This window comes from Haemophilus haemolyticus M19501 (assembly GCF_000222025.1).
GTDB lineage: Bacteria > Pseudomonadota > Gammaproteobacteria > Enterobacterales > Pasteurellaceae > Haemophilus > Haemophilus haemolyticus_G.
The window spans coordinates 272,582-284,951 of the sequence record NZ_AFQO01000003.1 but is presented as its reverse complement, the minus strand read 5'-3'; the positions used below and the strand labels follow the sequence as shown (position 1 = coordinate 284,951).

9 protein-coding genes and 1 rRNA gene are annotated in these 12,370 nt (G+C 40.3%); 2 read left to right on the top strand and 8 right to left on the bottom strand.

What is annotated here, in order from left to right; genetic code table 11:
- From GG9_RS0108525 to gmk, 6 genes are all read right to left on the bottom strand, one after another.
- Positions 1 to 1,396: ribosomal RNA gene (locus tag GG9_RS0108525) — 16S ribosomal RNA — on the bottom strand; the annotation flags it as partial.
- Positions 1,397 to 1,731: 335 nt separating this feature from the next.
- Positions 1,732 to 2,541, bottom strand: a complete 810-nt coding sequence (gene murI / locus GG9_RS06690; RefSeq protein WP_005630506.1) for a glutamate racemase — start codon at positions 2,539 to 2,541, stop codon at positions 1,732 to 1,734.
- Between the two features lie 29 nt (positions 2,542 to 2,570).
- The gene (gene recG, locus GG9_RS06695) at positions 2,571 to 4,652 is read right to left on the bottom strand and encodes an ATP-dependent DNA helicase RecG (RefSeq protein ID WP_005630504.1); all 2,082 of its coding nucleotides are present in this window, start codon (positions 4,650 to 4,652) and stop codon (positions 2,571 to 2,573) included.
- Complete coding sequence (spoT, locus tag GG9_RS06700; RefSeq protein ID WP_005630502.1) at positions 4,649 to 6,763, bottom strand: bifunctional GTP diphosphokinase/guanosine-3',5'-bis pyrophosphate 3'-pyrophosphohydrolase; 2,115 nt, start codon at positions 6,761 to 6,763, stop codon at positions 4,649 to 4,651. The genes recG and spoT overlap by 4 nt, the downstream gene beginning before the upstream one ends.
- A 72-nt stretch (positions 6,764 to 6,835) precedes the next feature.
- Positions 6,836 to 7,102, bottom strand: coding sequence for a DNA-directed RNA polymerase subunit omega (rpoZ, locus tag GG9_RS06705; RefSeq protein ID WP_005625717.1), 267 nt, complete (start codon positions 7,100 to 7,102; stop codon positions 6,836 to 6,838).
- Positions 7,103 to 7,164: 62 nt separating this feature from the next.
- Positions 7,165 to 7,791 (bottom strand): guanylate kinase, encoded by a 627-nt coding sequence (gmk, locus tag GG9_RS06710; protein WP_005630500.1) that lies wholly within the window; start codon positions 7,789 to 7,791, stop codon positions 7,165 to 7,167.
- Positions 7,792 to 8,041: 250 nt separating this feature from the next.
- On the opposite strand from gmk, the gene gap reads away from it, so the two are divergent.
- Positions 8,042 to 9,061, top strand: a complete 1,020-nt coding sequence (gene gap / locus GG9_RS06715) for a type I glyceraldehyde-3-phosphate dehydrogenase (RefSeq protein ID WP_005630498.1) — start codon at positions 8,042 to 8,044, stop codon at positions 9,059 to 9,061.
- 193 nt (positions 9,062 to 9,254) lie between these two features.
- A complete protein-coding gene (locus GG9_RS06720; RefSeq protein ID WP_005630497.1) occupies positions 9,255 to 11,063 on the top strand; it encodes an AMP-dependent synthetase/ligase in 1,809 nt (602 codons plus the stop codon).
- A gap of 37 nt (positions 11,064 to 11,100) precedes the next feature.
- Here the strand turns inward: GG9_RS06720 and GG9_RS06725 are convergent, their stop codons facing one another.
- Both GG9_RS06725 and ybeY read right to left on the bottom strand, forming a co-directional pair.
- Complete coding sequence (locus tag GG9_RS06725; protein ID WP_005630495.1) at positions 11,101 to 11,886, bottom strand: Cof-type HAD-IIB family hydrolase; 786 nt, start codon at positions 11,884 to 11,886, stop codon at positions 11,101 to 11,103.
- A gap of 18 nt (positions 11,887 to 11,904) precedes the next feature.
- Positions 11,905 to 12,369, bottom strand: a complete 465-nt coding sequence (gene ybeY / locus GG9_RS06730; protein WP_005630493.1) for an rRNA maturation RNase YbeY — start codon at positions 12,367 to 12,369, stop codon at positions 11,905 to 11,907.
- Between the last annotated feature and the right edge of the window lies 1 nt (position 12,370).

The following is a 12,370-nucleotide window of genomic DNA, read 5'->3' as shown; positions in this document are numbered from 1 at the left end:
GTACAAGGCCCGGGAACGTATTCACCGCGACATTCTGATTCGCGATTACTAGCGATTCCGACTTCATGGAGTCGAGTTGCAGACTCCAATCCGGACTTAGACGTACTTTCTGAGATTCGCTCCACCTCGCAGCTTCGCCACCCTCTGTATACGCCATTGTAGCACGTGTGTAGCCCTACTCGTAAGGGCCATGATGACTTGACGTCATCCCCACCTTCCTCCGGTTTATCACCGGCAGTCTCCTTTGAGTTCCCGACCGTATCGCTGGCAACAAAGGATAAGGGTTGCGCTCGTTGCGGGACTTAACCCAACATTTCACAACACGAGCTGACGACAGCCATGCAGCACCTGTCTCATGGTTCCCGAAGGCACTCTCATATCTCTATAAGATTCCATGGATGTCAAGAGTAGGTAAGGTTCTTCGCGTTGCATCGAATTAAACCACATGCTCCACCGCTTGTGCGGGCCCCCGTCAATTCATTTGAGTTTTAACCTTGCGGCCGTACTCCCCAGGCGGTCGATTTATCACGTTAGCTACGGGCGCCAGAGTTAAACCCCAACCCCCAAATCGACAGCGTTTACAGCGTGGACTACCAGGGTATCTAATCCTGTTTGCTCCCCACGCTTTCGCACATGAGCGTCAGTACATTCCCAAGGGGCTGCCTTCGCCTTCGGTATTCCTCCACATCTCTACGCATTTCACCGCTACACGTGGAATTCTACCCCTCCCTAAAGTACTCTAGTTACCCAGTCTGAAATGCTATTCCCAGGTTAAGCCCGGGGCTTTCACACCTCACTTAAATAACCGCCTGCGTGCCCTTTACGCCCAGTTATTCCGATTAACGCTCGCACCCTCCGTATTACCGCGGCTGCTGGCACGGAGTTAGCCGGTGCTTCTTCTGTATTTAACGTCAATGACGTGTACTATTAGCACACATCATCCCTTCCTCAATACCGAAAGAACTTTACAACCCGAAGGCCTTCTTCATTCACGCGGCATGGCTGCGTCAGGGTTGCCCCCATTGTGCAATATTCCCCACTGCTGCCTCCCGTAGGAGTCTGGACCGTGTCTCAGTTCCAGTGTGGCTGGTCATCCTCTCAGACCAGCTAGAGATCGCAGGCTTGGTAGGCCTTTACCCCACCAACTACCTAATCCCACTTGGGCTCATCTCATGGCATGCGGCCTTACAGTCCCGCACTTTCATCTTCCGATACTACGCGGTATTAGCGACAGTTTCCCGTCGTTATCCCCCTCCATAAGCCAGATTCCCAAGCATTACTCACCCGTCCGCCACTCGTCAGCAAGAAAGCAAGCTTCCTCCTGCTACCGTTCGACTTGCATGTGTTAAGCCTGCCGCCAGCGTTCAATCTGAGCCATGATCAAACTCTTCAATTCAAGTTCAATCGCTCAATAAACTGCTTAGCTATAAATAAAACACTACTTAAAAAAGTAATGATGAATTTTCAGTTAAGCACCTATTAAGACTTCAAAATTAAAAAATAGTTTTAAAACAAGTCAATCAACAAGTGCCCACACAGATTGTCTGATACATTGTTAAAGAGCAAAAAACAACGACGCACGTGCAAACTTAAATACTTCACAACAGTGCGTCGTTGTGTGCGGTGCATTATAGGGATTTTCAAAACCCTTGCAAGTACTTTTTGTAAAAATATTTAAAAAAATGATCTTTTGGATAAAGTTAATACAAAAAGGTCTATTTGACATCAATTTTAGTCTATTTTTATTACATCTAAAGATTCAAATCCCCATAGGTGTAAAGCTTTTTTAAATTGAGATTCTTCAGAAAAATGTTCAGTACAAAACATTTGATTATGTTTTTTACCTTGAGCACGTACACTTTTACCATCGAGTAAATATTTTATCCGCTTAGCAATCGCCGCGCCAGGCTCCATAAAATATTTAATTTGTGGCAAGCACAACTGAATTTCATCTTTGATGAGTGGAAAGTGAGTACAACCTAAAACTAATGTATCCAAATCTGCCATGTCTGCCCACGGAGATAACTCATCTTTTAAACTAATTAGATCAACGGAATGACCACGAATTTTTTGCTCCGCAATTTCGACTAATTTTGTTGTTCCCAGTCTCTCAACAATACAATCTTGCGCAAATTTATCAATCAACTCATCGACATAGTGACGTTTTACCGTACCCTTTGTAGCTAATAAACCAATATGTTTTGTCTTTGTCATTTCTGATGCAGGTTTAATAGCGGGCACAGTCCCAATGATAGGAATATCAAAAGCAGCTCGCAAAGGCGGAAGCACAACTGTACTCGCTGTATTGCAAGCTATCACAATTGCATCTAATGGATAACGTTGATTAATAAGTTGGCAAACCGCTAAAGTGCGGTGAATAATACTTTCCTCTTCTCGTTCTGAATAAGGAAAACCGGCATTATCAAAACAATAGAGATAGTGCCAATTTGGTAATAATTTTTTAGCTTCACGGTATACGCTAAACCCACCAACGCCAGAGTCAAAAAAAAGTACAGTTGGGCGTTTTTCTTTTTTATCCATTTAAAACTCTTTGAAAATTGACCGCACTTTTAAGCGTTCGAGTAAATCTCTTTATTATTTAACCAACGACGAATCAGACTTTCTGCTAGATCAGGGTATTTTTGGATAAGTGATTTCGCATAAAATTGCACCGTTGGTATCATTTTTCTATCTCGCATTAAATTTGCTACTCGCAATTCAGCAACTCCAGTTTGTTTCGTTCCCAGCACTTCACCTGGTCCACGAATTTCTAAGTCTTTTTCCGAAATAACAAACCCATCTTGGCTATCTCGTAACACTTGCAAGCGTTTTTGCGACACTTTACCGAGCGGAGGTTTATACATTAGTACACAAAAAGAAGCCGTGCTGCCTCGACCGACACGCCCTCGTAACTGATGAAGTTGCGATAAACCTAAACGCTCTGCATTTTCAATGATCATTAGACTGGCATTCGGCACATCCACGCCCACTTCGATCACTGTTGTAGCCACAAGCAAATCGAGTTCTGCATTTTTAAAACGCATCATGACATCTTGTTTTTCTTGTGATTTCATCCGCCCGTGAACTAACCCGATATTTAACATAGGTAATTCCTTAGTTAGATCTTCCCAAATTGCTTCTGCGGCTTGAGCTTCTAAAACCTCTGATTCATCAATTAACGTACACACCCAATAGGCTTGACGTTTTTCATTAACACAAGCGTTTTTTACACGCATCACAATTTCAGCGCGACGTTCTTCAGAAACCACTACGGTTGTTATCGGCGTACGGCCTGGAGGCAATTCATCAATAATTGATGTATCCAAATCGGCATAGACGGTCATTGCCAACGTTCTTGGAATCGGCGTCGCTGTCATAATTAACTGATGGGGATAAAATCCCGCTTTTTCGCCTTTCTCACGCAACATTAATCGTTGATGCACACCAAAACGGTGTTGTTCATCAATAATCACCAATGCTAAATCGGAAAACTCGACTTCTTCTTGGAATAAAGCATGCGTTCCCACCACCATTTGCACCGCACCAGTTTTGATTTTTTCAAGCTCTGCTTGTCTTGATTTTCCTTTTACTTTACCGGCTAACCAACCAACTTCAATGCCGAAAGGCTCAAACCAACGTCGGAAATTATTCGCGTGCTGTTCTGCAAGAATTTCTGTTGGTGCCATTAAGGCGACTTGTTTGCCGTTATCAATTGCCGTTAACGCAGCCAATGCAGCAACCAATGTTTTTCCTGAGCCGACATCCCCTTGCACTAAGCGCATCATCGGATAATCTTTGATAAGATCTTGTTCAATATCCGACATTACTCGTTTTTGCGCATTAGTTGGTTGAAATGGCAAGGTGGCTAAAAATCGCTGTTTCAAATCTGTTTGATAATGTAGCGGTAAGGCAGAAAATTGCTGCGTTCCTAACCGCACTTTTTGCATAGCAAGATTATGCGCCAATAATTCTTCAAAAATTAATCGTTGTTGTGCAGGATGCTTACCTTGCTCTAACATTTCTAATGAAATATCTGGCGGTGGACGATGCAATAATCGCAACGCCTCTTTTAAGCTATATTGATGTGGATTAAATTCATTAGGCAAAATTTCTGCAATCTGAACTTTGTCGAGTAATGCCAAAGCCTGATCCGTTAATTTTCGTAATGAATTTTGTTTTAGCCCTTCCGTTGTGGAATAAATCGGCATTAGCGTTTCTTCCAATACTATGGGCGCATTATCTCGCACAATTTGATATTCTGGATGATGAATTTCTGGCATGTGACGCCCACGTTTTACCTCTCCAAAGGCCTTTACTCGCACACCTGCTTGAAAACTATTACGCATTCCCGCATTAAAATTAAAAAAACGTAACATAATTTTCGATGTGCCGTCTGACAAACTAATCGATAAAATCGGGCGACGGCCAAAAGTCACTTCACAGGTTTGTACAATTCCTTCAATGGTAAAATATTGTTCGGGGCGGAGATTAGCGATTGGCGTAATTCGCGTACGATCTTCATAGCGAATAGGTAAATGAAAGAGTAAATCTTGCAGGTTATGAATGCCGATTTTAGCCAGTTTATTAGAAATGGCCGCACCCACACCAGAGAGGCTGGTCAAAGGTACAGCATCGAGAAGTTCAAGGCTCATAGCTCATTAATATTGCGTTTGACATTAACCACGCCAGTGATGCCTTTAATGCGATGAACGATATTGGCAAGGTGTTTGATATCTTTTACACAAACCTGCAAAATCACAAGCAATAAATTGTTCTCTAATTCTTCCGTCCAAATATTTTGGAGACTGCTTTCGCTCGCAGAAATTGCGGTTATTAAACTCAACAAGGCATTCTGCTCATTCAATATTTCTATTTGTAATTCAGCCTCAAAATTCACCGCACTTTGAACATTATCCCATTTAGCCAACGATTGGCGACAAGCATTTTTCAAACTTGCACAATGTTGATGATGCACCACAACGGTGTTTTCTTCGGTATGACATCCCACAATAGGATCACCCGGGATTGGATGGCAACATTGAGCAAATTGTATTTTACCCACTTGCATTGGTGCAATAGTGAGTATTTTTGATTCAAATTCAAAATTCTGAGTATTAGCAGATTCTAACGGCACGCCCACAAATTGATGCGCAATGATGGAGGCAGATTGATTGCCTAAACCAATTTCTCGTAATAATTCATCTAAAGAAGAAAGCGCTAAAGCATCTAATACAGTGCTAATTTGTTGAATAGAAAAATCACCTAAATTATGCGGTTGTAATGCCGCATTAAGCTCAACTTCACCTAATTTCACCGCATCCTCTTCACAACGCTGTTTGAGATAATGGCGAATCCGTGTTTTCGCACGAGCCGTTACCACAAAATTTAACCATGCAGCTTCTGGATGAGCATTTGGATCGGTGATGATATTGACCGTTTGACCAGACTCAAGGGCTTGTGAAAGCGGATAAGGTTTATGCTCAACGGTTACGCCAACACAAGTATTCCCCACATCTGAATGCACAGCATAAGCGAAATCTACTGCCGTTGCGCCCATTGGCAATTCAACAATTCGACCTTTTGGCGTAAAAACATAAATTTCTTTCGGGAAAAACTCTGATTTTACATTCTCAATAAACTCAAACGAATTACCTACACTTTGTTGAATTTCGACCAAACTTTGCAGCCAACGTTGTGCGCGAATTTGTGCGGTTGTACTGTCGTTTTTACCATTTTCTTTATAAACCCAATGCGCAGTAATACCCATTTCGGCGACTTGTTCCATATCCTCTGTATGGATATGAACTTCTACGGGGACACCTTTCGGCCCAATCATTGAAGTTTGCAAAGATTGATAGCCATTTGCTTTAGGTACCGCGATATAATCCTTTACTCGGCCAGGGCGTGGCTTATAAAGATTATGCATTTGCCCCAAAACGCGATAACAGTCATCAACATTTTTTACAATCACACGGAACGCATAAATATCCATAATAGAGTGGAATTCTTGATCCTTTATGCGCATTTTTTGATAGATCTTGTAAAGGTGTTTTTCACGTCCCCACACTCGGGCAAAAATGCCTGCGTTTTCTAACCGCACTTTAATCTCTTGTGAAATACGTTCGATTAAATCTTGTCGATTACTCCGCGCCACATCAATGAGTTTTTTCAACACCTCATAACGGTGAGGATGCATTGCTTGAAAAGATAAGTCTTCTAATTCATTTTTGATATGCTCAATACCTAAACGATGAGCAAGCGGACAATAGATTTCAAGGGTTTCTTTCGCAATACGGCGGCGTTTATCTGGTCGTAACGAACCAAGCGTGCGCATATTATGCGTGCGGTCAGCAAGCTTAATTAACACAACACGAATATCACGCGTCATCGCTAAAATCATTTTGCGAAAATTCTCGACTTGTGCTTCTTGGCGAGTGCGAAATTTCAACTTATCGAGTTTTGATACACCGTCCACAATTTCAGCCACACTGGCACCGAACTCTTCTTTCAGTTGTTCTTCCGTATAAGGTGTATCTTCAATAACATCGTGTAAAAGCGCAGCCATTACCGCTTCGTGATCTAAGTGAAGTTGAGCAATAATGGAGGCTACCGCCACTGGATGGGTAATGTAAGGTTCGCCGCTGGAGCGAAATTGTCCTTCGTGCGCATCTCTTGCAATCACAAACGCACGCTTGATGAGTTCAATTTTATCTGCGGGCAAATACCCTTGAATAATTCGATCTAAATCCGCAAACAGTTCCAAAGGAGACCTACTTATCGTTGAAAGAGAAAGTGCGGTTAAAATATCGTGATTTTTTACCGCACTTTTAAAAGATTATTCTGTAATTAATGCAACAGCTGCTTCTTCCGTTTCTTGCACTTTTGCCATTTCTTGGAATTCTTGTGCATCCATAATATCTTGATTAATCAAACCTTTTTCGATTTCACGCAATGCGATTACTGTTGGTTTGTCATTATCTTCTGGCACTAACGGCGCACTTTGGTTAAGTTGTAATTGTCTTGCACGACGCGCAGCCGTTAAAATTAAATCAAAACGGTTACCAATTTTTTCTACTGCATCTTGCACAGTAACACGAGCCATAATTTACTCCGATTTGTCAAAAATTACTCTATTGAAGGGGAGTTATAATACTCAATTTCGCCCTATTTTGCTAGTAGCTGTTGAATTAACATTGCATTTTGTTTTTGTTGATAATCATTTGTTAAGCGTTCCGATTGCAAAATACTTTGTAAATCTTTTAATGCTTTCTCAAAATCATCATTCACAATAACATAATCATATTCGTCATAATGCGAAATTTCACTTATCGCTTTTGACATTCGTTCGGTGATAACCTCTTCACTATCTTGCCCACGACCAATTAAACGACGCTCTAATTCAGGCAATGAAGGCGGTAAAATAAAAATGCTTTTTACTGAAGGCACTTTTTTACGGATTTGTTGGGCACCCTGCCAATCAATATCTAAAAATACATCAATGCCTTTTGCTAAATTTTCTTCAATCGCAGGTAAAGAGGTTCCATAATAATTGCCACCAAAAACTTTGGCATATTCTAGAAATAAATCTTGCTCAATGAGTGATTCAAACTCTTCTTTTGATACAAAATAATAGTGTACGCCTTCAACTTCACCTGGACGTGGGGCTCGTGTCGTATGTGATACAGACACCATTTTTTGAGTTGAACTATCTGATGCCAATAACGCTGAAATTAATGAAGATTTTCCTGCGCCACTTGGTGCAGACAAAATATAAAGATTACCTTGAGACATAGAATATTTAACCTTCTCTAACAATTTCAGTCTATTATGCAGATTTCTCTATAAAAAATCATCAAAAGTGCGGTGATTTTTTACGGTACTTTTTCATTCTAATGATGATTTGATATAGATCACAAAAAAGTAGTAGGGTTTATAGTTTTATAAAAATGCTCGTGCTATACTTTGTGCGCTGTCTTACTGAGTGAGCAGTATTACTCAAAGCAAACAGATTTGTTTAACTTAAATAAAAGGTGAAAATCTTATGGCAATTAAAATTGGTATCAATGGTTTCGGCCGTATCGGCCGTATCGTATTCCGTGCAGCACAACACCGTGATGACATCGAAGTTGTAGGTATTAACGACTTAATCGACGTTGAATACATGGCTTATATGTTGAAATATGATTCAACTCACGGGCGTTTCGACGGCACTGTTGAAGTGAAAGATGGTAACTTAGTAGTTAATGGTAAAACTATCCGTGTAACTGCAGAACGTGATCCAGCAAACTTAAACTGGGGTGCAATCGGTGTTGATATCGCTGTTGAAGCGACTGGTTTATTCTTAACTGATGAAACTGCTCGTAAACACATCACTGCAGGCGCGAAAAAAGTTGTATTAACTGGTCCATCTAAAGATGTAACCCCTATGTTCGTTCGTGGTGTAAACTTCAACGCATACGCAGGTCAAGATATCGTTTCTAACGCATCTTGTACAACAAACTGTTTAGCTCCTTTAGCACGTGTTGTTCATGAAACTTTCGGTATCAAAGATGGTTTAATGACCACTGTTCACGCAACGACTGCAACTCAAAAAACTGTGGATGGCCCATCAGCTAAAGACTGGCGCGGCGGCCGCGGTGCATCACAAAACATCATTCCATCTTCAACAGGTGCAGCGAAAGCAGTAGGTAAAGTATTACCTGCATTAAACGGTAAATTAACCGGTATGGCTTTCCGTGTTCCAACGCCAAACGTATCTGTTGTTGATTTAACTGTTAATCTTGAAAAACCAGCTTCTTACGATGCTATCAAACAAGCAATCAAAGATGCAGCTGAAGGTAAAACTTTCAATGGCGAATTAAAAGGCGTATTAGGTTACACTGAAGATGCGGTTGTTTCTACTGACTTCAACGGTTGTGCTTTAACTTCTGTATTTGATGCAGATGCTGGTATCGCATTAACTGACTCTTTCGTTAAATTAGTATCTTGGTACGATAACGAAACGGGTTACTCAAACAAAGTATTAGACTTAGTAGCTCATATCTACAACTACAAAGGCTAATTAAAACTTTGGAAAAATTAACCGCTCTTCGGAGCGGTTTTTTATTATCTAGAATTGAATTTGCGATATAAAAATGAACAAATGATCACTAAAAATAATTTAAAACAATCAATATTCTTCTAGCTTTTATTCCTATTTAAGATTATATTAGCGCACAACTGTTCGCTCAATGAAATCAAAAAATAGGGTTAATATGAATCTCGATCTCCATTTTGTTCATCGTATTCAACAACAAGCCAAAACTCGTGCAAATATGACCGCACTTCGCTATAAAGAACACGGCTTGTGGCGAGATATCTCTTGGAAAAACTTTCAAGAGCAACTCAATCAACTTTCTCGAGCATTGCTTGCTCACAATATTGACGTACAAGATAAAATCGCCATTTTTGCCCATAATATGGAACGTTGGACAATCGCTGACATTGCGACCTTACAAATTCGAGCAATCACAGTACCTATTTACGCAACCAATACAGCCCAGCAAGCAGAATTTATCCTAAATCACGCCGATGTAAAAATTCTCTTCGTCGGCGATCAAGAGCAATACGATCAAGCATTGGAAATTGCTCATCATTGTCCACAATTACAAAAAATTGTGGCAATGAAATCCACCATTCAATTACAACAAGATCCTCTTTCTTGCTCTTGGGAAAGTTTTATTAAAACAGGTTCAAACGTACAACAAGATGAACTGACTCAACGCTTAAACCAAAAACAATTATCGGATTTGTTTACGATTATTTATACCTCTGGCACTACTGGAGAGCCTAAAGGTGTCATGTTAGATTACGCTAATCTCGCTCACCAATTAGAAGCTCATGATCTTTCACTTAACGTGACAGATCAGGACGTTTCACTTTCTTTTTTACCATTCTCTCATATTTTTGAACGGGCATGGGCGGCTTATATTCTTCATAGAGGTGCAATACTTTGCTATTTAGAAGACACCAATCAAGTGCGGTCGGCTTTAACGGAAATTCGCCCAACTTTAATGTGTGCCGTACCACGTTTTTACGAAAAAATTTATGCGGCAGTGCTAGATAAAGTTCAAAAAGCCCCAAAACTTCGCCAAATTATGTTCCATTGGGCAATTTCCGTGGGACAAAAACATTTTGATCTACGTGCGAATAACAAAGCTATTCCGTTCTTATTGAAAAAACAATTTGCTTTGGCAGATAAATTAGTGCTCTCAAAACTTCGCCAATTATTGGGGGGGCGTATAAAAATGATGCCTTGCGGAGGAGCAAAATTAGAACCGGCTATTGGGTTATTTTTCCACGTCATTGGTATCAACATCAAATTAGGCTATGGCATGACAGAAACAACCGCAACCGTTTCTTGCTGGCACGATTTTCAATTTAACCCCAATTCAATCGGCACACTCATACCAAAAGCGGAAGTTAAAATTGGGGAAAATAATGAAATCCTCGTACGTGGTGGAATGGTAATGAAAGGCTATTACAAAAAGCCAGAAGAAACGGCTCAAGCCTTTACAGAAGATGGTTTCTTAAAAACTGGCGATGCGGGAGAATTTGACAAACAAGGCAATTTATTTATTACCGATCGTATTAAAGAATTAATGAAAACCTCAAACGGCAAATATATCGCGCCGCAATATATCGAAAGCAAAATCGGTAAAGACAAATTTATCGAACAAATTGCGATCATCGCCGATGCGAAAAAATATGTGTCTGCACTTATTGTGCCTTGCTTTGATAGTTTGGAAGAGTACGCTAAACAGCTCAATATTAAATATCATGACCGTTTAGAATTACTAAAAAATTCTGACATTCTGAAAATGTTTGAGCAGCGTATTAATGCGCTGCAAAAAGAATTGGCTCATTTCGAGCAAGTAAAAAAATTCACGTTACTTTCTCAAGCATTTAGCATTAAATTGGGTGAAATTACACCAACATTAAAATTACGTAGAAAAGTGATTTTAGAACGTTATCGTAAGCAAATTGAAGATATGTATAATTCAAAAGAATCAAAAAATTCATAACTAAAAGGCTCTCGTTTGAGAGCCTTTTTCTTACCAATTATTCAGGAAATTTTTCTTCCAAAATTAATGCTAACCCATCTTCGTTATTGGTCGCGGTGACTACATTTGCAGCTTGTTTAATTTCATCAGGTGCATTTCCCATTGCCACCCCAAGCCCAACATGTTCTAGCATATCTAGATCATTAAAGTTATCACCAAACGCAATCACCTCACTGGTTTGTACGCCAAAATAATCTTCCAAAAAACACACCGCACTTCCTTTGGTTGCACTCTTATGCATCACCTCTAAAAAGTTAGCATGGGAACGACAAATACTCAGGTGTGGAAATTTTTCCTTTAAAATAATTTCAATCTCAATGATTTCTTGAGCTTCCCCAATAATTTGAATTTTATGCGGCGAACGTGTCGCTACTTCATCAAAAGGATGAATCTCAATTTTAGTGACGCTGCGTTCAAAAATCACCCATTTATTTTCTACGTCACGAGCATGGCAATCATTATTTGTATAATAATTTACACCAAGCAAAGGGTGATCCGCCAAAACGGTATTAATGTCTAAAATATCTTTTGGTTCAATTTGTACGCTATAAATTGGTTCAAGGTGTTGATTCAAAATAAGCGCGCCACTAAATGCAACAAGCACATTATTCGTTTCAAGCTGTTTCCAATAAGGCAAAATCCCCAAAGGAGAACGCGCCGAAATTGGCACAAAAGGAATACCATTCGCCGTTAAACGCTTAATTGCTGCAACAGTTCGAGGGGAAATGGTATGTTGAGAGGTTAATAAGGTGCCATCAAAATCACTAAATACCGCTTTATACATCATTACTCCGAATAAAGATTATTTCTCTGCTAGATAAGGATCATCAAAGCCTAATCCTTGCATAATTTGGGTTTCTAAACTTTCCATTTCTTCAGCTTCATCGTCTTCAATATGATCATAACCGAGTAAATGTAAGCAACCATGCACGACCATATGCGCCCAATGCGCAATTAATGGTTTCTCTTGTTCTGCGGCTTCTCGCTCCACAACTTGACGACAAATAACGAGATCCCCTAACAATGGCAACTCCACCTCATCAGGGCATTCAAATGGAAATGAAAGCACGTTAGTAGGGCGATCCTTGCCACGATAAGTTAAATTTAATTCATGGCTTTCGGCTTCATCCACAATACGCACCGTCATTTCGACTTCATCCCCTTCCGGTTGAACAGCAGCTGTTGCCCACTGCACAATCTGTTCTTCTGTTGGCAAACCCTCTATATTTTCTGTGGCAATTTGCAGATCAACGAATATACTTTCCATT

Excerpts from the sequence above, each read along its gene's own strand:
- murI (WP_005630506.1), bottom strand. The coding sequence starts at position 2,541 with ATGGATAAAAAAGAAAAACGCCCAACTGTACTTTTTTTTGACTCTGGC.
- gmk (WP_005630500.1), bottom strand. The coding sequence starts at position 7,791 with ATGTCTCAAGGTAATCTTTATATTTTGTCTGCACCAAGTGGCGCAGGA.
- recG (WP_005630504.1), bottom strand. The coding sequence starts at position 4,652 with ATGAGCCTTGAACTTCTCGATGCTGTACCTTTGACCAGCCTCTCTGGT.
- GG9_RS06720 (WP_005630497.1), top strand. The coding sequence starts at position 9,255 with ATGAATCTCGATCTCCATTTTGTTCATCGTATTCAACAACAAGCCAAA.
- gap (WP_005630498.1), top strand. The coding sequence starts at position 8,042 with ATGGCAATTAAAATTGGTATCAATGGTTTCGGCCGTATCGGCCGTATC.
- GG9_RS06725 (WP_005630495.1), bottom strand. The coding sequence starts at position 11,886 with ATGTATAAAGCGGTATTTAGTGATTTTGATGGCACCTTATTAACCTCT.
- ybeY (WP_005630493.1), bottom strand. The coding sequence starts at position 12,369 with ATGGAAAGTATATTCGTTGATCTGCAAATTGCCACAGAAAATATAGAG.
- rpoZ (WP_005625717.1), bottom strand. The coding sequence starts at position 7,102 with ATGGCTCGTGTTACTGTGCAAGATGCAGTAGAAAAAATTGGTAACCGT.